The 23898-nt window shown below is 43.1% G+C and carries 24 protein-coding genes and 1 pseudogene; 14 read left to right on the forward strand and 11 right to left on the reverse strand.

Annotated features, from left to right (window positions below; translation table 11 throughout):
• The first annotated feature begins 155 nt into the window (after positions 1-155).
• Together GK047_RS15095 and GK047_RS15100 are read left to right on the forward strand one after the other, a co-directional pair.
• Positions 156-497 (forward strand): zinc ribbon domain-containing protein YjdM, encoded by a 342-nt coding sequence (locus tag GK047_RS15095; protein ID WP_163948842.1) that lies wholly within the window; start codon positions 156-158, stop codon positions 495-497.
• 105 nt (positions 498-602) lie between these two features.
• Complete coding sequence (locus GK047_RS15100) at positions 603-1664, forward strand: Atu2307/SP_0267 family LLM class monooxygenase (protein WP_163948137.1); 1062 nt, start codon at positions 603-605, stop codon at positions 1662-1664.
• 11 nt (positions 1665-1675) lie between these two features.
• Here the strand turns inward: GK047_RS15100 and GK047_RS15105 are convergent, their stop codons facing one another.
• Positions 1676-2128, reverse strand: a complete 453-nt coding sequence (locus tag GK047_RS15105) for a VOC family protein (RefSeq protein WP_163948139.1) — start codon at positions 2126-2128, stop codon at positions 1676-1678.
• A 160-nt stretch (positions 2129-2288) separates the two neighbouring features.
• Here GK047_RS15105 and GK047_RS15110 point away from each other — a divergent pair, with 160 nt between their 5' ends.
• A complete protein-coding gene (locus GK047_RS15110; protein ID WP_163948140.1) occupies positions 2289-2723 on the forward strand; it encodes an Lrp/AsnC family transcriptional regulator in 435 nt (144 codons plus the stop codon).
• A 92-nt stretch (positions 2724-2815) separates the two neighbouring features.
• On the opposite strand, the gene GK047_RS15115 is transcribed toward GK047_RS15110, so the two are convergent.
• Positions 2816-4561, reverse strand: a complete 1746-nt coding sequence (locus GK047_RS15115) for a methyl-accepting chemotaxis protein (RefSeq protein WP_163948143.1) — start codon at positions 4559-4561, stop codon at positions 2816-2818.
• A 54-nt stretch (positions 4562-4615) separates the two neighbouring features.
• Between GK047_RS15115 and GK047_RS30170 the strand changes: the two genes are divergently transcribed.
• The 3 genes from GK047_RS30170 to GK047_RS15125 are packed head-to-tail and all read left to right on the forward strand — an operon-like array spanning position 4616 to position 6828.
• On the forward strand, positions 4616-4738 hold the full coding sequence (locus GK047_RS30170; protein WP_275901677.1) for a hypothetical protein: 123 nt from the start codon (positions 4616-4618) through the stop codon (positions 4736-4738).
• 52 nt (positions 4739-4790) lie between these two features.
• Positions 4791-5369 (forward strand): TetR/AcrR family transcriptional regulator, encoded by a 579-nt coding sequence (locus GK047_RS15120; protein WP_346010344.1) that lies wholly within the window; start codon positions 4791-4793, stop codon positions 5367-5369.
• Between the two features lie 52 nt (positions 5370-5421).
• A complete protein-coding gene (locus tag GK047_RS15125; RefSeq protein ID WP_163948145.1) occupies positions 5422-6828 on the forward strand; it encodes an MFS transporter in 1407 nt (468 codons plus the stop codon).
• An 84-nt stretch (positions 6829-6912) separates the two neighbouring features.
• Here the strand turns inward: GK047_RS15125 and GK047_RS15130 are convergent, their stop codons facing one another.
• The 4 genes from GK047_RS15130 to GK047_RS15145 all read right to left on the reverse strand — a co-directional run bounded on the left by GK047_RS15130 (position 6913) and on the right by GK047_RS15145 (position 10714).
• Positions 6913-7920 carry a FecCD family ABC transporter permease gene (locus GK047_RS15130; protein WP_163948147.1) on the reverse strand — a complete coding sequence of 336 codons (1008 nt, stop codon included), beginning with the start codon at positions 7918-7920 and terminating at the stop codon, positions 6913-6915.
• Positions 7917-8927, reverse strand: a complete 1011-nt coding sequence (locus GK047_RS15135) for a FecCD family ABC transporter permease (RefSeq protein WP_163948148.1) — start codon at positions 8925-8927, stop codon at positions 7917-7919. Before GK047_RS15135 ends, GK047_RS15130 begins: the two co-directional genes overlap by 4 nt.
• A gap of 67 nt (positions 8928-8994) precedes the next feature.
• Positions 8995-9918, reverse strand: a complete 924-nt coding sequence (locus GK047_RS15140) for an iron-hydroxamate ABC transporter substrate-binding protein (protein WP_163948150.1) — start codon at positions 9916-9918, stop codon at positions 8995-8997.
• Between the two features lie 4 nt (positions 9919-9922).
• Positions 9923-10714, reverse strand: a complete 792-nt coding sequence (locus tag GK047_RS15145) for an ABC transporter ATP-binding protein (RefSeq protein WP_163948152.1) — start codon at positions 10712-10714, stop codon at positions 9923-9925.
• Between the two features lie 193 nt (positions 10715-10907).
• Between GK047_RS15145 and GK047_RS15150 the strand changes: the two genes are divergently transcribed.
• A complete protein-coding gene (locus tag GK047_RS15150; protein WP_163948154.1) occupies positions 10908-11957 on the forward strand; it encodes an NAD(P)/FAD-dependent oxidoreductase in 1050 nt (349 codons plus the stop codon).
• A gap of 70 nt (positions 11958-12027) precedes the next feature.
• Here the strand turns inward: GK047_RS15150 and GK047_RS15155 are convergent, their stop codons facing one another.
• From GK047_RS15155 to GK047_RS15165, 3 genes and pseudogenes are all read right to left on the reverse strand, one after another.
• The gene (locus GK047_RS15155) at positions 12028-12780 is read right to left on the reverse strand and encodes an ABC transporter permease (RefSeq protein ID WP_163948155.1); all 753 of its coding nucleotides are present in this window, start codon (positions 12778-12780) and stop codon (positions 12028-12030) included.
• A pseudogene (locus GK047_RS30655) lies at positions 12773-13677 on the reverse strand (ABC transporter ATP-binding protein). The gene GK047_RS15155 and the pseudogene GK047_RS30655 overlap by 8 nt, the downstream one beginning before the upstream one ends.
• A 125-nt stretch (positions 13678-13802) precedes the next feature.
• On the reverse strand, positions 13803-14057 hold the full coding sequence (locus GK047_RS15165; RefSeq protein WP_346010349.1) for an ATP-binding protein: 255 nt from the start codon (positions 14055-14057) through the stop codon (positions 13803-13805).
• 32 nt (positions 14058-14089) lie between these two features.
• Between GK047_RS15165 and GK047_RS30395 the strand changes: the two genes are divergently transcribed.
• The 3 genes from GK047_RS30395 to GK047_RS15180 are packed head-to-tail and all read left to right on the forward strand — an operon-like array spanning position 14090 to position 15523.
• The gene (locus GK047_RS30395; protein WP_163948160.1) at positions 14090-14728 is read left to right on the forward strand and encodes an ATP-binding cassette domain-containing protein; all 639 of its coding nucleotides are present in this window, start codon (positions 14090-14092) and stop codon (positions 14726-14728) included.
• Positions 14722-15090: an ATP-binding cassette domain-containing protein gene (locus GK047_RS30185; protein WP_163948163.1), complete on the forward strand. Its 369-nt coding sequence runs from the start codon at positions 14722-14724 to the stop codon at positions 15088-15090. Before GK047_RS30395 ends, GK047_RS30185 begins: the two co-directional genes overlap by 7 nt.
• 46 nt (positions 15091-15136) lie before the next feature.
• The gene (locus tag GK047_RS15180; RefSeq protein ID WP_163948166.1) at positions 15137-15523 is read left to right on the forward strand and encodes an ATP-binding cassette domain-containing protein; all 387 of its coding nucleotides are present in this window, start codon (positions 15137-15139) and stop codon (positions 15521-15523) included.
• Between the two features lie 190 nt (positions 15524-15713).
• Here GK047_RS15180 and GK047_RS15185 read toward each other — a convergent pair whose 3' ends face one another.
• Positions 15714-16295, reverse strand: a complete 582-nt coding sequence (locus tag GK047_RS15185; RefSeq protein ID WP_163948169.1) for an NAD(P)H-dependent oxidoreductase — start codon at positions 16293-16295, stop codon at positions 15714-15716.
• A 162-nt stretch (positions 16296-16457) separates the two neighbouring features.
• Between GK047_RS15185 and GK047_RS15190 the strand changes: the two genes are divergently transcribed.
• From GK047_RS15190 to GK047_RS15205, 4 genes are all read left to right on the forward strand, one after another.
• Complete coding sequence (locus GK047_RS15190; RefSeq protein ID WP_240343977.1) at positions 16458-17486, forward strand: AraC family transcriptional regulator; 1029 nt, start codon at positions 16458-16460, stop codon at positions 17484-17486.
• Positions 17487-17628: 142 nt separating this feature from the next.
• Positions 17629-20724 (forward strand): ATP-binding protein, encoded by a 3096-nt coding sequence (locus tag GK047_RS15195; RefSeq protein ID WP_240343978.1) that lies wholly within the window; start codon positions 17629-17631, stop codon positions 20722-20724.
• A 158-nt stretch (positions 20725-20882) separates the two neighbouring features.
• On the forward strand, positions 20883-21980 hold the full coding sequence (gene rlmN / locus GK047_RS15200; protein WP_163948172.1) for a dual-specificity RNA methyltransferase RlmN: 1098 nt from the start codon (positions 20883-20885) through the stop codon (positions 21978-21980).
• 34 nt (positions 21981-22014) lie between these two features.
• Complete coding sequence (locus GK047_RS15205) at positions 22015-22290, forward strand: hypothetical protein (RefSeq protein WP_163948175.1); 276 nt, start codon at positions 22015-22017, stop codon at positions 22288-22290.
• 145 nt (positions 22291-22435) lie between these two features.
• On the opposite strand, the gene gdhA is transcribed toward GK047_RS15205, so the two are convergent.
• Positions 22436-23797 carry an NADP-specific glutamate dehydrogenase gene (gene gdhA, locus GK047_RS15210; protein ID WP_163948851.1) on the reverse strand — a complete coding sequence of 454 codons (1362 nt, stop codon included), beginning with the start codon at positions 23795-23797 and terminating at the stop codon, positions 22436-22438.
• Between the last annotated feature and the right edge of the window lie 101 nt (positions 23798-23898).

Raw genomic sequence — 23898 nt, forward strand, 5'->3', positions numbered from 1 at the left:
CAGTTCAGTACCTATTGTCATATGGAGTGGAATCATGGCCGAATATCAAATATACTTGTAAGGCTAACTTCAAGGTGAGCTTGGAGGTAGATCTATCGATAGGGGAAGACGCTTCTAAATTACAAGTAACAATAATGAATGGAGAATTTAAAATAATGTCTAATTTGCCAAACTGCCCAAAATGTAAGTCTGAATACACCTACGAAGACGGAAGTCTTTTTGTTTGCCCGGAATGCAGTCATGAGTGGACTTTAGAAGTAGAAACCGAAAATAGTGAAGATAATAAGATCATTAAAGATGCAAATGGAAGTGTCTTAAACGATGGTGATTCTATAACGGTAATCAAAGATCTTAAAGTAAAAGGAAGCTCATTGGTCATAAAAATAGGTACAAAAGTGAAAAATATTCGTTTAATTGACGGCGATCATGATATTGATTGCAAAATTGATGGTTTTGGGGCTATGAAATTAAAGTCTGAATTTGTTAAAAAGATTTAAATTCAGTTTTAATCATACAGATCAGTTTGTATTGGAAGCCCTTTGTCTGCGTTTGCTTACGAAGATGTAGGTCAGAACGTAACATTTAAGTAGGAGGGACTATAAGTGGAGATAGGCGTGAGCACGTTTGTAGAAACATCGCCGGATGCTCAAACGGGCGAGGTGATGAGTCATGCGCAGCGTTTGCGTGAAGTTGTCGAGGAAATTGTACTTGCCGATCAGGTGGGCTTAGATGTATACGGGGTGGGCGAGCATCATCGCAAAGATTATGCGGCATCTTCTCCAGCAGTCTTATTGGCTGCGGCTGCGTCTCAGACGAAACGGATACGGCTAACAAGTGCAGTCACAGTGCTGTCTTCTGCCGATCCGGTGCGCGTGTTTCAGGATTTTGCCACACTCGATGGAATCTCGAATGGACGGGCGGAGATTATGGCGGGTCGGGGTTCTTTTATCGAATCCTTCCCGCTATTTGGCTATGATTTAAATGACTACGATGAACTCTTTGATGAGAAACTGGCGTTGTTATTGAAAATACGGGATTCTGAGAAAGTAACCTGGAGCGGTGGGCATCGGCCGGCTATTCATCAATTGGGCGTGTATCCGCGTCCGGTTCAGAATCCTTTGCCCGTGTGGATTGGCAGCGGAGGCAATAAGGAATCTGTTATCCGTGCAGGCTTGCTCGGACTGCCGCTTGTTCTGGCGATTATTGGTGGTAGTCCACTACAGTTTGCGCCGCTCGTGCAGCTCTACAAGCAAGCGGCAGCTCACGCTGGCCATGACGAATCGCAGCTGCCGGTTGCGTCACACTCGCACGGTTTTATTGCGAAGGATACCCAGCTTGCGGCCGATAAGTTTTTTCCCTCCACACAGGCATGTATGAATGTGATTGGCAAGGAGCGGGGCTGGGGGCATTATGACCGTTCAAGCTACGATGCTGCGCGCCGCTTTGAAGGAGCGCTGTACGTGGGCGACCCGGAGACGGTTGCCAGCAAAATCATTCACCTTCGTAAACACGTAGGCATCACACGTTTTATGCTGCACGTACCGCTAGGTACGATGCCCCATGAGGATGTAATGAAAGCCATCGAGCTGCTGGGGACAGAGGTGGCGCCTCGGGTTCGAGATGAAATATCCAGATGGGAAGCTGAGAACGAAGCGAAGCAGTAAACCGGCGCCTCTTATCTACTAGACCTATCGAAATCAACATCCTCTATAAATTCGATAACCTCGCCGTTTGGGCTGTGAATCACCGCATTCTTTAACACAAGCGGTGGTTCACCAAGAGAGAGCTGACTCGGTTTTACATATGGTTTTGCCCCGTGAGCAAGGGCCTTTTGGTAGATGTCGTCTACATTATCCACGTAAAACGCAAAGTGTAATAACGCCCCGTGAGCGATATCTCCGTCAGATGAGGCTTTTGTTCCTTGAGCAGGAATAACGGCTTCGCTATCAAAGATTTCAATGCAAGTTCTTTGATCCGTCGAAACCAGCATAGAAGCTTCTTTGATCTGAAAGGAAGGCAGACTCCAATGATGTCCTACTTTAAACCCTAAGACTTGCGTATAAAATGCGATAGTCGCTTTATAATCCTTGGCTTGTATAGCCACGTGAGCAAGACCTTTTACGCTCATCCACAATCTCTCCTCATCCATAAGTTGCTTTTATTATAGTGCTATTAAATTGAAAATTACATGTAATATATGAGGAAATGAGAGTGAAATAGCTTAAAATATAAGTTATTTCAATTGAATAACATTACTATCGTGAATTCGAAGCAGGAGGTTGCTTGATATGTATTATTTCATTGATGACATCGATAAAAAAATTATGCAATTGCTCCAGCATAATGCCCGAATGTCGGTTTCTCAAATCAGCAAAGAGATATCCATGTCCCAACCTTCGGTTAAGGAAAGGATTCTCAAGCTGGAGGATAAAAAGATCATTTCTGAATATTTGACAGAATTTAATTTAAGGAATCTGAATCGTGGCACGACCACTTTCATTCTAATCAAGACAGAGCATTGTCAGGAGTTAGTTGATTTTTGCAAAGCAGCCAAAGAAGTAACCGACCTGTTTCGCATAAGTGGAGAGTTTAACTATCTCATCAAGGTTCAAACCTCATCGGTAGAGGAAATTGCAGCATTTCAAGACTCACTTGTACAGATAGGGCCTTCCAAGTCTCATATCAGTTTGAAAAATATACTTGAAAACAGAGTTTTACTCTAAATTACCTATACATATAGCGAAAAACCCGTTAAGCGGCTAAATTTGCCGATTAGCGGGTTTTCTTAGTTTCATTAATGAGGAGGTTGCTACAACTATTTGAACTTAAATTTACTGATTAATTGCTGCAGATCACCCGCCATGTGAGACAGTGTGGCTGATAATCCGGTAACTTCCTCCATCGAAGCTAGCTGCTCCTCAGCAGCAGAAGCAATGCTTTGCGAGTTATCTGAAGCGAGCTTTGCAATATTGGTAACATTCTCGCCGCTTGCTGAGATTTCCTGTACACTAGCTGATATTTGTTGCGTAATACTCGCCAAATCTTCCGTTTGCTGCGAGATTTGACTGGTTAAAGTAGAAATGTCACTAAATCTTAGCTCGGTTTCTTTAGCGATTTCAAGCCCAGCTGAGACTTCTGATTTTACTTTGCCCATCGTTTGAATTGATTGTTCCATATTTCTTTGCATTTCTTCGATTAACGTTGAAATTTGACCTGAGGAACGATTGGATTGATCCGCTAGTTTTCTGACTTCTGAAGCTACAACAGAAAATCCGCGTCCATGTTCACCTGCACGGGCAGCCTCAATAGCCGCGTTCAATGCTAACAGGTTAGTTTGCGTAGAAATGTCTGTAATTACGTTTAACATTTCATTGATTTGTTGGGTCCGCTGTTCCAACAGTTTGATGACTTCATCGGATTCATTTACCGATTTACTGATGGAATTCATTTGCTTAACCGTGTTTTGTACGGCGATCCCGCCTAGATCAGCGGTTTCTCTTGTATCCGCAGAAGATTCCGCAATCGTTGAAGAACTTTCGGCGATACGCTGCATACCAACGGATATTTCCTCCAGAGAGGTTGTTGTTCTTTGCAGGGCGAATTGCTGTTCTTCGGCTCCATTCGCGGAATCTTGAATAGCTATCGTAATTTGTTCGGTAGCTTTGCTTGTTTGTTCGGCGCTTGTCGTTAAATCGCTAGATGAACTGGCAACCTGTTGAGAAGACACGTGGACTTCGCTAATGAAATGTTTCATATTATGGATCATGTTGTTGAAGTCTTTGGCCAATTCGCCAACCTCATCCTTGGAACTAACTTTAGCCTCTTCTACCGTAAAATCGCCAGTGGCAACTATATTTAGTTTCTTGGCAATGAGCTGAATCGGCTTAGTGAAGCGAGTTGAAACAAAAGCGGCAATGACAGTACCCACAAGAATCGCAATGCTGCCGATAAGTAAAACAAGGTTTAATATATGCGTGGCTCCGCTGTTAAACTCGGAAAGATAGGCTCCTGAACCAACAATCCATCCCCAATGGGAATCCATCTCAACATAGGATATTTTAGATTCAATAACTGTCGAATTGGCTAACTTCCATTTATAAGTTAGGAATCCACCACCGCTTGTACCTATTCTAACAATTTCTTTTCCCAGCATCACACCGTCTTCGGTCTTAACATCCGTTAAGTTTGTTCCCTCATTAGAAGGATTCATAACAGAAATTGCATCCTTATTGGCAGCCCAAGGGTATCCTGTTTTACCAACCGTATATTCAGGTTTGATCGTACGAGCATTTTTCTCATTCTTTTTGCCTAGCAACTCTTGTCGAACTCTCTCTTGCGCATCTTCGAGGGTAAGCTTACCCTCCTCTACTTGTGCATTCATGACATTAATCATTCCGATAACAGACTTTACGCTTTGTTTAAGTTGACTTTTCCCTACTTCGTCTAATTTAGCCTTTGAAGACTGGTACGTACTTATTCCAATAACGACTGTGGGGACCAGTAGAATAAATAGGCAGAGAATAATTAGCTTTGTTCTTAGTGATTTTAACCGAAATTTCATGTGAAGAATCCTCCTATAGTAGTAAACAAGTTGTCTATTCTTCATATATCGGTCATGCTAACGGCAAAGCTTAGTAAAAATGCTGGAATAGAAGCAAAAAAATCTAACAATTTTCTTTTTTTAAATGTATCAGTACGTATGGTGGTTGTTGATGAAGCTGTTGACAGGAAAGCTTAGAAACATTATTATGTATGTTAGTGATAACTAACATTTTGAAAGAAGTGAAATCGTGGGAAATAATGAATTAAGCACCTCAGATAAGATTCTTGCTGCCGCCATAGCGTTGTTTGAAGAAGCGGGATTCAAGTCCGTAACGATGAAAGATATTGCATTAGCTTCAGGAGTTAGTGAGATGACAGTGTTTAGGCATTTTGGAACAAAAAATGGTGTATTAGAAGCAGCTATTAACAAGTACTCTTATGTCCAACCGATGAAGAAGCTATTCGAGGAACAGATCGTCTGGGATTTACATAAAGATTTATTATTAGTCGCCAAAACGTACCATGAATCCATGCATAGAAATCGATCCGTTATTTTCATTGCTGTGCAGGAGCGGAACACGATGCCCTGGATTTCAGAACTTGTTTATGAAATTCCCAAACAATTGAAAGAACTGTTAGGTGGTTACTTTCGCGAAATGCGGGAAAAAGGAGAGCTGATCGATACCGATCCAGAAGCCCAAGCGGTTGCTTTTATGACCATGAACCATGGATACTTTTCAGCTCATAATCCCAATATTAAGGCTATAACAGAGGATGTATTTATCGCGAATTCTGTACAAACGTTCGCTAGGGGGCTAAAGCCCTAATTTTTTTGTTTATTATGTTAGTTATCAATAACAAACATTGGAGGAATAGACGATGAAAAGACAACATACTGTTGATAAACCGGATGTGGCCGATAAGCTGCTTCGCGTTCTGTTCTTTACACTTATTATTTCGGTTATGAATGCATCGATGTATAATGTGGTTCTCCCAAGGATTCGCTTGGACTTTCATCTTTCGGCCTCTCAAGTGAGTTGGGTGGTCACTGGATATTTGATTATTTATGCAGTAGGCGCGGTCATGTATGGAAAACTTGCGGATAAGTATAAGCTGAAAAATCTGCTGACCTTTGGGTTAACTTTTTTTGCCCTTGGGTCATTAATGGGAATGATAGCAAGTGAATATTGGATGCTAATTGCCGGGCGTATGATGCAAGCTGCAGGGGCAGCGGTTATTCCAGCTATTGCTATGATTATTCCTATTCGGTATTTCTCACCAGAGAAGAGAGGGCTAGCCTTAGGAACAAGTGCGGTCGGTATGGCGCTAGGAAATGCATTGGCCCCGATCGTTGGGGGATTAGTTACAAGTGTGGGGAACTGGCGTGTTCTCTTCGGGCTGTCCATCATCATTCTTTTGACGTTACCGTTCTTTAGGAAGTACTTGGGGGATGAACAAAGGAACACAGGTCGCATCGACTACTTGGGTGGCGTCTTACTGGGCGGGACGGTGTCCTTACTCATGCTGAGTATTACGTATGGGAATTCAATGTTCTTAATATTCGGTCTTGTTCTGTTCGTTCTTTTTATCCTGCGAATTCGATTTGCAGTGGAACCTTTTATAGAACTCGGACTTTTTCGAAATAAAGCCTACACGATGGGACTAATAATCACATTAATTAACACCGGCGTGGTTATGGGTATTCCATTCCTAACTCCTCAGTTGTTGGCAAATGTTAACCAGTTGTCCCCTGCCAGTATAGGATTCGTTATGTTCCCTGCGGCTCTTGCTTCGGCTCTCATGGGAAGAAGAGGAGGGAAGTTGGCTGACGCAAAAGGAAATTCATTGCTCGTCTATACAGCAATCTCTCTACTGCTTGCCTGCTTTACGTTGTTATCCCTCTTTGCAGGCATGTCACCCATTTATATCATGTTGATCCTAATCCTCGGTAACTTGGGGCAAACCTTCATGCAAATTTCACTATCGAATACGATTTCGCAAACCCTTGTTAAAGAGCAGGTTGGAGTCGGAATGGGGCTATTTTCAATGAACATATTTATTGCCGGGGCTATATCGACGGTGGTTATTGGTAAAATACTGGATTTTGATGCGTCATCAACACAATGGAATCCTTTTTTGTTAAATAGATCTGGCTTGGTGTACAGTAACATCTTTGTCGTCTGTGCCGTGCTAGTTTGTATCCTGTTACTTTTATATTATTTGCAGTTTGGGCTTTCGGATGCAAGGAGGGCACGGAATAAGTCGCAGCCGCAGTTGACTCTATAGTCAAAGAAAATCAACTAAAACCGTTGGAAAGGAACATTCCCAACGGTTTTTATCTGTAATTCTACAAATTCTCAGCCATACCTCTTATTTCTTCAACAATAAATACATAAAATAAGGCGCCCCAATCAAGGCGACCATAATACCTGCTGGAATGCCATCAGGGTCGAAGATATTGCGTCCAATGGTATCTGCAAATAATAATAGCCATCCACCAATCAGAATGGCGACTGGAATGAATAATTGGTTTCTAGGTCCAACTAAAGCTTTTGCGATATGTGGAGCCATGAGTCCAATAAATGCAATTCCCCCTGTGACAGATACGGCAGAAGCTGCCAGAGCTACGGCTGTTAGAAGTAAAACGACGCGCTCCTTTTCAATCGATACCCCAACGCCGATGGCGACGGGTTCGCCCAGTCCAAGGAGATTCAAACGATTTGCTTTGTATAAAGTAAATGGAATGAGCAGGGCCAGCCACGGAACAATGGCCCAAATAAAGGGCCAGTCAGCTCCCCAAATGCTCCCAGCTAACCATTTTGAAATAAAATCGACCTTTGTACGTTCAGCAGATGAGATGATAACAACCATAATTCCGGAAAGGGCCATTGAAAACCCGACCCCAATGAGCACTAATCTTACGGGCTGAAGGCCAACTTTTCTGTTATACGAGAGTGCGTAGATCAGGCATGCCGTGATTAAGGCCCCTATAAATGCGACAAGCGGTAGCAGATACACAAATGAGCCTGCATGGATAGGGAAAAACAAAAAGAAAACAGCAATGGCAACGCCAGCTCCAGAGTTGATACCTATAATACCTGGATCGGCTAAATCGTTTTGTGTAATCCCTTGTAAAATAGCGCCAGATAGTGCAAGGCCCATCCCTGCTAGCAAGGTAATCATGATTCGTGGTAATCGAACGGAAAATAAAACGAAATGCTCTTTAAACGTACCTTGACCGAGAAGGGTGGGGAGCAGTCTGTCATAGGATAAAGAGGAATACCCCATCCCCATTCCGAGAACGATCGTAATCACTATCAGCGCTAGTGCGCCACCTACTAGGAGTCGTTGTTTTTTTATTAAAGCAGGATGAATCATGAGAAGGCTTTTCCTCCTTTACGCTCGATTAACAGGAAGAAAGGTAGACCCATCATGGCAACAATTGCGGCCACAGGCGTTTCATAGGGAGAATTGATCGTACGTGCAAGCGTATCGGCAAACAGCATGAAAGTAGCTCCTAAAATCGCTGACATTGGAATAATGAAACGATAATCTGTTCCAACAACGGCTCGAACGATATGGGGAATCAATAGACCGATAAATGCCATATTCCCGACTAGCGCAACAGAGGCACCGGCAAGTATGACAACAATGATAAAAAGAATCGTCTTAATTTGCAGCGTCTTTTGGCCTAATCCAACGGCAACTTCCTCACTTAAGCTAAGGATAGTAAGCTGTTTGGAGAGAATAAAGGAAATAAGCGTACCGATGATAATGATTGGAGCAATGGCTTGGAGCTGGCCCCAAGAAGTACCGATCATTCCTCCAGCTGTCCACATGGACACATCTTTTGAAATCTTGAAGTAAATGCCGATACCTTCTGAAATTGCATAGAGGAACGCAGAAACAGAGGCTCCGGCCAACACAATACGAAGAGGGGAGAAGCCGCCTTTCTTCATTGCGCCGATCCCGAAGACCATTGTCGCACCTATGGCAGCTCCAATAAAACAAGCAATCATAATCCCAAAGTAATTGGCGGATGGGATGAATGCAATCGTACACGCGAGCGCGGCATTGGCTCCGGCAGTTAAACCAAGTAAGCCTGGGTCAGCCAGCGGGTTTCTCGTCATTCCTTGCATGATGGCACCGGAAACCGCCAGTGCGGCCCCAACAAAAATTCCTGCAACTTCACGCGGCAAACGAATCTCACGGATGATGGAAATTTGATCGCCGGAGGCAGATGAGGTTAGAGCTAGCCATACATCTTGGAAGGTAGTGTCTGCTGCTCCGAACACCATGGCAAGAACAAACATACCCACAAACACAAGGATTCCAGCAATTAGTTTATATCCATAGGGGATGGAACGTTGATTTTGTGTATTCATCAGTCTCATCTTTTCTTTGTATAAGATAAGGAGGAATTCTCAATGAAAGAATTCCTCCTTTGTAGCTTTATTTACCTAGTAAGTTTTTAATGAAGTATTCAAGTTGGTAATCTAGGGTTAGTGGATCATTGAAGTAGAATTCTTTCGCATTTACTTCAAATAATTGTTTGTTTTTAACAGCGGGCATGTTTTTGTACGTATCTGTTTGTTGGAATGAATTATCAGCATCCGGGTTTTTACTGAGAATGACATAGTCACCTGCATATTGAGGAAGAACCTCTAAGGACAAGGCATAGAAACCGTCTTTTAAAGCCATTTCTTTCACTTTTTTAGGCATCTCCAGCTTCATTTCCTGATAAAGAATTTCGGTGCCGCGGCCCCAGTTGTTCCCGAAGACGTAGAGCTGTTTGTCGGAGCTTTCAATGACAGAAATTGTTTTGTCAGCCCCAATTTTCGCCTTAATGTCCTCTCCAGCTTTCTGTGCTCGTTTTTTGAAGTCATCAATCCAAGTTTTAGCTTCTTTCTCTTTATTCAAAAGTTTGCCGATCTCTAGTTGTTGGGTTAGATAGTCTACCTTTGCGTATGTATATGTCACAGTAGGAGCAATCTGTTTTAATTTATCAATGTTTTTAGTATCGGAGAGGCCGATGATTAGATCAGGCTTTAATTCGATAATTTTTTCTAAGCTTTCATCGGATACCTCTTGAACATCTTTTAATGCTTTCTCAAAGCGCGGATTCATTTTCGACCAAGAGTCTACACCGACAAGCTTTACATTTAGAGCCATTACGTTCCCTGTGAAAGATGAGAGGACCACGACGCGCTGTGGATTGCTCGGAACATCAATGGGACCATTTTCAGACTGGTAGGTAATTGTTGTTGCTTTATTCTCAGCCTTAGTTGGGTTGCTCTCTTGTTTGGTTGTTGCGCTATTGCAGGCACTAATTGTTAAGACGATCAATAGTAGGAATGGAACGAGTAGTTTTTTCATGCTGTTAGTCTCCCTTTAATAAATTGTATGTGAAACACATTGGTTTGTTGGTTCGAGGATCGCGTCCGATTTCCGCATCAATATGGAACACTTGCTTTAATACCTCATGCGTCATTACTTCTTCGCAGCTTCCTGCCTTCACGATTTCGCCGTCCTTTAAAGCGATTATATAGTCAGCAAAACGAGCAGCCTGATTTAAATCATGAAGCACCATGACAATGGTACGTTCCTGTTCCAGATTTAATTTCTGCAAAAGCTCCAGAACCTCTAATTGATGTGCCAAATCCAAATAGGTTGTAGGCTCATCTAGGAAAATAATTTCTGTCTCTTGTGCAAGCGCCATAGCGATCCAAACGCGTTGTCGTTGACCTCCCGATAGCGCATCGACGGGCCGATACTTAAAGTCTTTGGTTCCAGTGACTTCAAGTGCCCAATCGATTACCTCATAATCCCTCTTCGCTAAGCGGCCGAAGCCTGTTTGATACGGAAAGCGACCATAAGAGACTAGTTCACCCACGGTTAACCCGCTTGCACTCTCTGGTGCTTGTGGTAGAATAGCCATCTTCCTAGCCAGTATTTTTGTACTTTCTTTTGTAATAAGCTCTCCATCTAGAATGATGGATCCAGAATGATGCGAGATAATGCGAGTGGTTGCTTTTAATAGCGTGGATTTCCCGCAGCCGTTTGCCCCGATAATTGTAGTGATTTTTTTATCTGGAAACTCTACACTGAGATTTTTGACAATTAAACGTTCACCATAACCAATGTTTAGTTCATCTGTATATAGGCGAACCATTATGTAACCTCCATGGATAAAAAATAAATGCGCAACTAGTTAGTGATAATGATTATCAAAATCAACATATTACACACTTTAATGCCATGCATTTAATTTGTCAACATGTGCTTAAGATTGTAAAAGGGAAAGAAACGACGTATATTTAATTGAGAATGATAATCAGTTACATTAATTGCTAAGGAGTGAGGACATGGAACAACAGGATCTATTTGATGTGACAATTATTGGGGGAGGCCCAGCAGGGCTGTACTCAGCTTTTTATAGTGGACTTAGAGAAATGAAGACAAAGCTTATTGAGTTTCAAACACAACTAGGAGGTAAAGTTCATGTATATCCTGAGAAAATGATTTGGGATGTTGGAGGGCATACGCCAATTCCAGGATCAATACTCATTGAAAAGCTTGTGGAGCAAGGATTAACGTTTCATCCTGAAGTCGTGTTGAATGAAAAGGTAGAGTCGATCACGCGTAATGAAGAAGGTATTTTTGTATTAAAAGCAGCTTCGGGCCAAGAACATTTTTCGAAAACGGTTATTGTGGCTGTTGGCGGGGGAATATTGAGTCCGCAGAGGCTAGAGATTGAAGGCGCGGAGAGATATGAGGTCTCGAATTTAAATTATACCGTGAAGTCTTTAAAACGTTTCAAGGACAAGACGGTGATTATTTCAGGTGGGGGAAATTCTGCAATCGACTGGGCCAATGAATTAGAGCCAGTAGCCAAACAAGTTTATTTAACCTACAGAAAAGATGCGCTCACGGGCCATGAATCACAAGTAAAACAGCTAATGAACAGCTCTGTTGTTTGTTTCCTGAATACGTCGATTACAAAATTAATCGCTTGCGCTAATCACGAGGCTATTGAACGTGTTGTACTGACAAATCATGAGACAGATGAGGTTACCTATCTGCCGATCGATGAAGTAATTATTAATCATGGTTATGAACGAGACAGTACATTGCTGGAAAAAAGCGAATTGAATATTATGCTTGAAGATAATTTTTATATTTCAGGCAACTCCGCTAGCGAATCTTCGATAGATGGACTTTATGCTGCTGGGGATATTTTGAAGCACGATGGGAAATTGCATTTAATCGCTGGGGCATTCCAAGATGCAGCGAACGCTGTTAACAAAGCGAAGCAATATATTCAACCGGATGCAGAGAAGAGCGGCATGGTATCTTCGCATAATGAAGTTTTCAAAAAGCGTAATCGAGAATTAGTTAAGCATATGATGAGCTAATCGGGACAGCCCCTTCTACCGTTTCGTGGAGGGGCTGTTCCTAAAACTATCGACCGATAGGATCGAAAAATTAAGAGCCGCTATGAACCTCAGATTTCGTATAATAAAGCGCATTGAATATGAAGAATAATACAAAAATTATTCCACTGGGATACAAAGGGTTAAGAACAGCGATATCCACGTTTGATTTAATCATCTCGAGCAGTAGTACAATCATTGAACCGAAAGGGAAATAACTTACCAAAGTAATGCGATCTGGAATATGGTCTTCGACTCCTTGAATTGCCATCATATTAATGAGAATGGCAATGATCCCAAGCACAACTGGAGGGATGAAGCTTTTGCCAACGATCCCGGCGGTCATCGTCATTGGGATCAGCAGAGCTTGCAGTGCCAGCATCCATAGGTACGTATCGGTATATTTCCAAAAGAGTTCTCCCGTAATCGATTGACTGCCTATTAAGCTGCCTGACAACCAAATGAATAAATAATTCAATACAAATATCGTAACTGATAGAAGAAGGATAACGACCATTTTTCCAATTAAAATCGTAACGCGGCGATAAGGATATACCAAAAGTTGATTAACCGTACTATCACTGTACTCTCGAACTACAACATATCCAGAGAGCATCGATAACAACATCGGCCCAATCATTATGTTAAGAAACAAAAGATTATTAGTTAAAAGGTTAGTCCAAACCATCGACTTAAGTTCCCCGAAAGTTGCTATTAGCGCTGGAAGCATAGCGCCGATGATCGTTAACCAGAGGATGTTTGATCGCTTCAGTTTCAGTAATTCGGTATAGAGAACATTAAGCACTTAGACCACCCCCCGTCAAGCTTAGGAAATAATCCTCCAGGTGATTTCCACTACATCTATGCCATTCTCCACCAGTGTTCGATTAATCATTGCCGATTCAGATAGCTGTTCGAACACTCTTACAATCCCTGGCTCGGGGACAGAGTAGTCATGAATGTGCAGCTTCTGTTCCAGCAGCATGACCGCTTGGCGATCATTGCTTACTTTGAACTCAACACAATGCCTATTTTTCATCTGTAGAACTTGTTGTTCTATTTCCTCAACTAATTTTCCATTATGAATAATACCTAGTATCGTAGCCATCTGCTGAACTTCGCTTAAGATATGACTCGATACCAGAACTGCAATATGATGCTTTGAGGCCAGCTTAATAATTAAATTGCGAATTTCTTTTATTCCAGCTGGGTCCAAGCCGTTCGTAGGCTCATCGAGAATAAGCAGCTCTGGATGATGCAATAGGGAACGGGCAATGCCAAGACGCTGCTTCATCCCTAGTGAGAAGCTTTTCACTCTTTTATTGCGGGCATCCAGTAAGCCCGCTTGTTCCAGTGACTCTTCAATGCTCGCTTTGTTCCCCATGCCCATCATTCGGCGGTGAATGTCCAAGTTCTCTACAGCAGTCAGATTTGGATAAAATCCCGGCATTTCAATCATCGAGCCGATACGTTCAAAAGCAGCCCTACGATCCGACTCCACTTTCTGCCCGAACAACTCAATTTGGCCCGATGTGGGTTGTATGAGACCCATAATCATTCAAATTGTCGTCGTTTTACCAGCACCATTCTGACCGAGAAAGCCGTAGATTTCTCCTCTCTTCAAGGAGATGTTAATACTGTCGACTACCGTGTGATCTTTATACTTTTTTGTAAGGCCGCTTGTTTCCAAAATGTATTCCATTTGTCTCCAACCTCCTACACGTTTTGCAAAGCAAAAACTGATCCGTAAGTATTCACTTTGGTTGGATTTAATTATATAGAATAGGATTTAAAATCGATTTAACTATTTCTTACGTTTTCCTTAAGTTACCTTAGGCAAGAAGAAGGAAAAGCTGGTCTTTTCATTTGGGATGCTAATAACATGAATTTGGCCTTGCTGATAGCGTTTCTGGAAGCTTTCCCTGTGTAAAGATGCTCGAATATATGTGGCAAATCCATCTCCGAGATGCCTCGACCCCAGACATCGACCCATACGCGTTCATCCTCTTCACGAACCCCAATATCAATCATTCCGCCGTCTCTACCATAACGAAGCGAATTAGAAAGAAGATGGTTCATAATTCGGTCGAGGGCAGCAAGGCAGCAGCGTAAAAGTGAGAATTATCGTCACGCCACAAATGTGCGGCAAAACTTTTTATATTTTACGTAAGCATCTTTTACCTTTCCTATGGCCACTGCTCAGAACGAAGCTAATTCTATCATTCAGACAAGCGGTTGCCATGGAGGCAAGCCTATCCTTCTTAGGTATCGGAGATCCCAATCACCCTTCTTGGGGGAAAATGCTACAGTTGGCGTTCTCCAGCAATGAGACGTGGTTGACGGAATCATGGCAGTGGACGGTAATTCCACCGACGCTGAGTATTTTACTAGTTACGATAGGTCTCGCTTTATTAGGGGAAAAGACGATCCCCTTGTCCACAATGGAGAAAGAAACTGGCATGAAAAGAAAAGCTTTGACGCAAGCTCCTGCAATTGTCGGGCTGACAGGGGGAGCTATCACAGCTGATCAATTGAGTGTCTCCTATGGGAATCATACTATTTTACAGCCTGTATCCTTTGAAATTACTGCTGGTAGCGTAACAGCGCTGATCGGAGAGTCGGGCTCAGGTAAAACAACTTTGGGAAGGGCTCTTTATGGGCTACAGCCGAAGGAATCGGTCATAGGGACTGTGCTAATTGGAGGGAAATCTATTTACGGAAGTGGCCCAAAAGGCACTATGAAGCGATGGTGAAGCCTCGGACCGAAAGAGAAAAGCGTATCGAGGCAGGACGAAGTTTACGGGAGGTACAGCTCGATGATAAGCTGTTAGACCGTTATCCTCACGAATTAAGCGGAGGTATGTTGAGCCGGGCATTGATCGCCCTCGCTCTCGTGAACAAGCCTGAGGTGTTGATAGCAGATGAACCTACGGGCTCGCTCGATCCGATTGTTAAGCGCGAAATCTTGGAGCTTCTAATTACGAAAGTCAGGGAGCATCGAATGACGCTACTGCTCATTAGCCACGATATTAGGGCTGCTCGTTATGTGGCTGACCGAATTATGGTAATTGGGGATGGACAAATTATAGACGATGAAGTGCGTGTACAGCAGTAGTGGATAAATATCTCGAGTGCAACATGAATAGAAGGCATATGAGCGGGTGGAGGAGTTATTGGATTTAGTGAAGCTCTCGCGTGAGCTGCTGGAGCGCCGACCTTCAGAATGTTCGGGCGGGCAGAAGCAGCGTGTCGCCATTGCACGGGCACTGTCTCTTTCCCCTGCTCTGCTCATAGCTGACGAAATTACGTCGGCCCTTGATCCAAAGACGGAGGATGAAATTCTGAAGCTGCTCGTTTCTTTAAAAAACGAGCAGCGAATGTCAATTCTGCATATTACCCACCGTTTGGAATCCATTGACGGGTTTGCCGATCGTATGGCAGTTATGAAAGACGGCGTAATTGTTGAAGAGAACCTTACAGAGGAAGTTCTGCGTAATCCACAAGCTGACTATACGCGGGCTTTGCTTGAGGCATGTTCGTTTGGGTAGTGGAGCCTGCTGGAGAATCTGTCATCTCACGCAATTGAGGGACGAATTTCGATATTCAAAAAAGCCAAGTTCCCCTAAATGAGGAAGCTGGCTCTTTTTAAATTATGAATCAGGATTTCAGGTATCCTGGGGATATAATGAGCCGCAGCACAAAACCTATGAAACCTCAATTACGGTTCCCTCTTCGTATCTACGAACGCTTCACACCCAAAGCTTCAACCTTAGCCAACCACTTTTCGCGCTGTTTGTCAGTTGAAGACTTGATTGGACCTAGTTCTGTAATTTTGACAGGATTAATTCCGGAGTATTGCAAAGTGCCTCGCTTCATAATAAGGTGACCAGCTTGTTTGTACACCAATCGATAGTACCAGGAGGGCGAGTCCATAGTTACAATGAGACGGGCGGACTTCCCCTTTAATAATTTATCCCACATGGCGGAATTTGGACGAGTTTTATAGGCGAAGCCAGGCAAAAACACACGATCGATGAACCCTTTCATGACGGCAGGGACCGTTCCCCACCATATTGGATATACGAAGACGAGGTGATCTGCCCAACGAATCGTCTCTTGAGCGGCGAGCAAATCTGCTTCTAAATCCATGCGTTTACTGTACCCAAATTTCAAATTGGGTTCAAAATCCAAGGAACCTATATGAATACTGCGTACAGCCGAGCCGCTGGCGATTGCACCTTTCTTGTAGGCCTCAGATAAAGCGGTGCAGTAGCTTTCGGCATAGGGATGTCCATTAATGATGGCTATGTTTGGGTGCATGTTCATATCTCCTCTTATTAGAGCCATTTTACTGGCTTCGTTTATTCATCTATCATCACTGTGCGTGTTAAGATATAGTAAGAATAAAGGAAATGAAGCGATATAAATATGATGAAACGTGCCAAAATCTTATTCTTACGTGCAGAAAGGAGGATTGAGTTTTTGCCAACCTACACTGGAGTATCTGTCTCTCTTGTTTATCCGATTGTGAAAACCATTGTTATCAAGGGACATGACAAAGCTGATTTTTTTAGAAGAGCAAATATAGATGAATCGTTTCTCCATGATACGGAGGCTCGCTTGTCGGGAGAAGACCTTGAACGTATGACCGAGTTGGCCGCTGCAATTACCTCAGATGAAATGTTTGGATTACATCAGGGACAGAACATAGAAGTTTCTGATTTGGGCATTTTAGGCTATGTCATGCTGCACTCAAAGACCATCGGTCAAGCTTTAGCTGCTTACCAAAAGTATAATGTTATCGTATGCAACGGATACAACATCAGTTGGGAAGTGGAGGGGAACGATGTCATCATTACGATGTCGTCTAATCATGTGCACAGGCAGCCTGCTCGACACTGCATGGAGGATATGGGGAGTTCGTTGTATCATTTGATGATAAGGCTAAGTTGCAGGCCTATTTCTTTAAAAGAGGTGGATTTTACCCACGCGCTCTCCTCAGAGCTGGAAGCGTATAGATCTGTATTGGGGATAACGCCTCGGTTTGGCAAAGATGCGAACACGATTCGTATGAGCAAAGATGTTCTGGAATATCCCATTTTATTTGCGGACCCGAAGTTATTAGGAACCTTCGAGGTCATCGCGGAGGAAGCAAGACAACGATTTATGCGCGGTCGCGTATTTTCGGACCAGTTGTACAATTGGATCATCAAGTGCATGCCGATGTATTTTCCGAGTTTAAAGGATACAGCAAGGGCATTCAAAATGAGCGTAAGGAGTATTCAAGCTAAGCTAAAGCAAGAAGATACAACTTATCAAGATCTGATTCATCGTGTTCGAAGAGAGCTTGCTGTTGGTTATTTGGCTAAAGCGGAGTATAAGGTTGCAGAGGTTGCTTATCTTCTTCATTTCTCAGAGCCAAGCGCGTTCCAAAGCGCTTTTAAGAAGTGGACCGGGGTAACGCCAAGACAGTATAGGATGGACTTAATAAGCGGGAGATTGCAGGCGTAAGCTCAGTAGGGGCACTTTTGTTTGCGAAAAGAGCGTCAGCAACGATTGTGAGCGAACGGAGCTATGTGAGGAAGTAAGCCTAACTGCTCTGAATGGCAGTGAGGGAGGAATTTAGATTTTGATGTCGAAATGCTAGACTACTATGATGTCTAAAACGAAAATACTTCTAATAACGGGCCTATTCCTCGTTCTACTGACTGGATTACGTATTCTGTGGAATTCCACCCATGAGGCTCCAGTTCATCCTCAAGCGATCAACGGAATATTGGATCTGCGCAGCTGGGATCTTCCCAATGATGAAACCATCCCTTTAGAGGGACAGTGGGAATTTTATCCGAGTCTTTTTTTGAACCCAAATATGAGGGACCGACCAAGCTCTTCCGATGCCGGAAGAAGCTTTATTCAGGCGCCAGATAGACGAGCTATGATTCTGCTAAATGATAAAAGTAATCCGTATACGTTTGGGACTTATCGACTGCGCATTCTGATGAATACCAATATGCAACAATCCTATGGGCTTAGGGTTTCTGACATTCAAACGGCATCCGAGCTTTTTGTAAACGGCAAATCCGTAGGAAGTTCAGGTCATCCTTCAGAGGACGCTGCTCAGTTCAAAGCTCGAAATAATCCTTACTATGGAACTTTTATTACAGATCATAACGAGATTGAAATTGTCATTCACGTATCTAACGATAGCTATATCGGTACGGGTGGTATTGTTGGACCTATTCGATTTGGAACGGAATCTGCCATAAATCAGAAGAAATTTTTTTCTATCGGTTCGCAGTTGATGGTGTGTATTGTTCTTTTACTACACGCATTTTACGCAATCTTATTATTCTTTTTAGGGACGCGCCAAAAAGCATTGATTTACTTCACTCTTTTGATTATTTTCACAATCACGACGGTAATCGTGGACGATGATCGCTTGTTGTTGGTATGGGTGCCCTTGGAGTTTGGAGGGACACTCAAGGTTCAATTTTTGAGCTACACCGGTGCGGCCGCATTTATCATTTTATTCGCCAAGCATATGGTTCCTGAGTACGGTAAAATTAAAGCTTTCAGTTGGTTCGTTTACTTCTGTATCTTATTTTCTTTGTTTGTCTTATTTTCCCCGACCAAATATACGGTAATGACTGGCTATCCGTTTCTACTTATTTTATTGTTACCTAACCTGATGATTCCGATCTATATGCTGCGTGCTGCTTTGAAGAAGGACCCGGATGCTATTTATTTATTACTAGGAGCTACTGGGATTGCTAACACCACTGTGTGGGGCCTTATCAAAAATATAGGTTCAATCGAGCTGACTTACTACCCTTTTGACCTCATTTTCGCCTTTTTGGGCTTCGCGGGTTACTGGTTTAAACGATTCTATCGAAATACGGCTGAAACGCAAAGCCTTGCCGACAAGCTCACCAAAGTTGACAAGCTTAAAGACGATTTTCTGGCTAATACTTCGCACGAGCTGCGAAATCCACTTCACGGGATTATCAGCATCGCCCAGAACGTCTTGGATAGTGAAAAAAGTACATTGGATGACAAGAACAAGAGAAACATGGAACTATTAATTCGTGTAGGACGGCGAATGACGCTGTTGTTGAATGATCTGCTCGATTTAAATCGTTTAAGGGAAAATGAAATTAATCTCCAAGTTGCAGATTTACGAATTCAATCCGTCGCCGCCGGGGTCGTGGATATGCTTCGTTTCATGACGGAGGGGAAGCCAATTAAGTTGGTTATGCTTATCCCAGCAGAATTCCCGAGCGTACTTGCGGATGAAAATAGGCTTATTCAAATCCTGTTTAATCTGATTCATAATGCAATCAAGTACACGAGTGAAGGGGATATAACGGTTACCGCTCATGTCAGTGCAGACGGGAAAGCGACGATCCATATTATTGATGCAGGAATGGGCATGGATAAGGAAACTCAAGTTCAAATTTTCGAACGATACGAGCAAGGCGATTCCAGCATGACCGCTGTAGGGGGCGGACTGGGGCTCGGCTTGAGTATCACTAAACAATTGGTAGAACTTCACGGTGGTACATTGCAAGTGAAATCAACCCCCGATGTCGGTTCCGTGTTCTCCTTCACATTGCCTTTGTTCATCCCAGCAGAGAAGCAAGAAGAAGTAGCCCATGAGCAGGATAGCTCCATCGTAGATGTGGAAACTGCCGCAGCCGTAGATTTTAGCGCATCTAACGATTTGTCTGAGAGGGAGTCTGAGTCGAGATTAAGTTTTCTAGGGAGTACCCCACGGATTTTGGCTGTGGATGATGATCCTCTTAACTTGAGAATTCTTTACACTATGCTCTCTGTTGAACAATACGATATCGTGACTGTAACGAGCGGCAGAGAGGCGATAGCTCGAATAGATACGGAGCATTGGGATTTGATTATTACTGATATTATGATGCCGCACATGTCTGGCTATGAGCTGACGCGTCTCATTCGTGAGCGCTTCTCGATCTCCGAGCTGCCGATCCTTCTCTTGACAGCACGCAGTCGGTCAGAAGATATAGATGCCGGGTTCCTTTCCGGCGCGAACGATTATGTGATGAAACCGATGGATGCGATGGAGTTGAGATCGCGAGTACGCGCATTAACCGAATTGAAAAAGTCGATAGGCGAGCAGCTCCGCGTAGAAGCGGCATGGCTGCACGCACAGATCAAACCCCACTTTCTATTTAATACGCTGAATACGATTTCCGCGCTAGGGGATATTGATGGCAACAGAATGAGAGCGTTATTAGATGTATTCGGAGATTATATGCGGTCGAATTTTGATGCCCATAATTTGGATCGCGTTGTTCCGTTGGAGCGGGAAATCGAACTGGTACGTTCCTATTTGTACATTGAGAAGGAGCGCTTTGATGATAGGCTGCAGATCGTTTGGGAAGTTGATGAAAATATTCAAATTTGGCTGCCTCCTCTGACCATTCAGACGCTAGTCGAGAATGCCTTGAATCACGGTATACTCAAACGCGCAAGCGGGGGGACGGTACATATCCGCATTAGCGATTTGAAGGAATGCGTAGAAATTTCGATTAAGGATAACGGTGTAGGAATCGGCGAGGACAAGCTGCATGGATTACTTAACAACCGGCCTGACAAACGGAGAGGGATTGGCCTGCTCAATACAGATCAACGATTGAAACAAATATACGGACAGGGCTTGCTAATCCAAAGTACGATTGGTCAAGGAACAACGGTTAGCTTCAAAATACCAAATTAATGTGAATAATGAGTGACTGGAATCAGTTAAAGCCAAATAACTGGCTAGCTCCCCTTGTTTTAATAAAAAAAATTTGGGACAATAATAAATAGATTATTGGCTTCGGCTGCTTAAGTAGAACTAGGACTGAATTTTACAGTTTTGAAAAGAGGATAGCGATGAATAAAGAATCCATTTATGGATTAACATTTGATCAACTGACAGCATGGTTACTGGGATATGGGCATAAGAAATTTCGGGCATCACAAGTTTGGGATTGGCTTTATCGGAAAAGGGTTACTGATTTCTCTGAGATGGTTGATGTTCATCAAGAGTGTCTTCAATTACTGGAAAATCATTTTGTTATCCACACGTTAACCGAGCACATGAAGCAAGAATCGTCAGATGGAACCATTAAGTTTTTGTTCAAGCTAATGGATGGCAATCTGATTGAAACCGTATTGATGAGACATAAATTTGGTTTATCCGTTTGTGTTACAACGCAAGTGGGTTGTAATATTGGTTGTAGCTTCTGCGCGAGCGGGCTGTTAGCCAAAAAACGTGATTTATCCAGCGGTGAAATCGTGGAACAAATTATGAAGGTCCAACATCATCTCGATAAAATGGAAAAAGATGAACTCGTGAGTCACGTTGTCGTGATGGGGATTGGCGAGCCGTTTGATAACTTTAAAAATCTAACGGACTTCATTCTGATTGTGAAGGATCAGAAGGGGCTAGCCCTTGCTGCGAGGCATATTACCGTATCAACAAGCGGCCTTGCTGATAAAATTATTGAATTCGCGGACACGGATCTGAAGGTCAACCTAGCGATTTCCTTACATGCCCCAACGAATGAGCTTCGAACGCGAATAATGAAAATAAACCGCGCCATTCCTATAGAAAAATTAATGCAGGCCATTGATTACTATTTGGAAAAAACGAATCGAAGAATCACGTTGGAATATATTTTGCTGAAGGATGTTAATGACCAAAGGGAGCATGCTCTTCAGCTTGCTGAACTCGTTGGGGATAGAAAACATCTTGCAAATGTCAACTTAATTCCATATAATCCAGTCGATGAACACAGTCAATATCAAAGAAGTGAGCGGGAATCGGTACGAGCGTTTTATGACACGTTGAAAAAGCAAGGCATTAGCTGCAGTGTTCGCCTGGAACACGGGACAGATATTGACGCTGCTTGTGGGCAGCTTAGAAGTAAGCAAATTAAAGCAACCACGGAAAATAACCTTGATAAGGACCGTTTGACAGTAGGTTGATCATCAAGACTCAGACAAACGGAGGCAAGTAGAAATGACAAAGAGAAAAAAAACGATTGAAGCTACTTCAGATAAGCTTACGCATGTTACGAAGGTTCTTCTAAAAAGATGGGCAGGACTTAGTGGGTTTTATGGCTATAAAGCAATGGAGCTAGAAGAGCTTTCCGCGTTATTAAACACAAACGGGTGGAAACTTACTATCGATGATTCCGTGAGTTCGGTCAGAGTTATTGAATTGTATCAAGGGGAAAATCGAGTCCGCAGAGAGAAGTTTACAACGGATGAAGCAGGAAGAATTCACATGGTGTAACGCCAGTGAAGTTAGCTTAGCGGATACAGACAAAGAAAGGAGCCGCAATAACTTATGCGGCTCCTTTCTTATGGATAATGGAAGGGTTATTTTCCATTTCACCCTTCTTCCTTTTAACCAGTATGGTGGGCACAACCGCCTTTGATTAAATAACGCCGTGCGCGATCATGGAGTCTGCTACTTTGATGAATCCGGCGATGTTGGCACCCACAACGAGGTTACCCGGATAGCCATATTCCTCAGCAGCCTCGATGGAGTTTTTATAAATATTCTTCATGATCTCATGAAGCTTGTCATCAACTTCATGGAATCTCCAGGAGTATCTCATGCTATTTTGCGACATTTCGAGTGCTGAGACGGAAACGCCTCCCGCATTTGCGGCTTTAGCAGGCCCGAATAGCACGTCTGCTTTCAAAAATACATCGATGGCTTCTAGCGTAGAAGGCATGTTAGCTCCTTCTGCGATGGCTTTAACGCCGTTAGCAACTAGCAATTTAGCCGATGCTTCATTGATTTCATTTTGTGTAGCGCAAGGAAGTGCAATATCGCAAGGAATGGACCATATATCCTGACAACCCTCTGTATAAATAGCATGGGGATGCTCTTTTACATACTCGCTAATACGTTTTCTTTCTACTTCTTTCAATCTCTGTACCGTTTCGAGGTTAATCCCATTTTTATCATAGACGTACCCGTTCGAATCGCTACAGGCAATGACCTTAGCCCCTAATTGAGTCGCTTTTTGAATGGCATAGATAGACACGTTGCCAGAGCCTGAAACTACAACGGTGCTTTCTTCAAAGCTTAAGCCTTTGGAATTCAGCATTTCATTGGCGAAATAAACGGCACCATAACCAGTAGCTTCCGTCCGGGCCAAACTACCTCCGTAAGGAATGCCCTTACCCGTCAGTACGCCGGCTTCATAACCTCCGCGAATTCTTTTATATTGACCGAACATATAACCGATTTCTCTAGCGCCAACGCCAATGTCGCCGGCAGGCACGTCGGTGTCCGGGCCAATATATTTGTACAACTCGGTCATAAAGCTTTGTGTGAAACGCATGACTTCTCCGTCGGATTTGCCTTTTGGATCAAAGTCAGATCCGCCTTTACCGCCACCAATAGGTTGTCCGGTAAGGGAGTTTTTGAACGTTTGCTCGAATCCGAGGAACTTAATAATGCTGGCGTTTACCGACGGATGGAATCTCAAGCCGCCTTTGTAAGGTCCGATAGCGCTATTGAATTGCACGCGAAATCCGCGATTTACTTGAACAATACCTTGATCGTCTACCCAAGGGACTCGAAAGGTAATCAGACGCTCAGGCTCCACCATTCTCTCCAGAATACCATGCTGTCTATACTTCGGATGCTTAGCAATGACGGGCACTAAGGATTCGAGAATTTCTTTGACAGCTTGATGAAACTCGGTTTCATGTGGATTACGTGTTACTACGGTTTCGTATACGTCTTGCACGTATGCTCTTGCGGTCACTTCTTCTGGATTCATCGTCTGTAAATTGCTCACCTTACAACCACCTTTATCAATGTAGTTTCGTATTCATACAACGCTTAGGCAGGAAACCTCTATCATATTTTTACATAGGAAGG

It is taken from the genome of Paenibacillus sp. SYP-B3998 (genome assembly GCF_010820665.1).
Taxonomy (GTDB): domain Bacteria; phylum Bacillota; class Bacilli; order Paenibacillales; family NBRC-103111; genus Paenibacillus_E.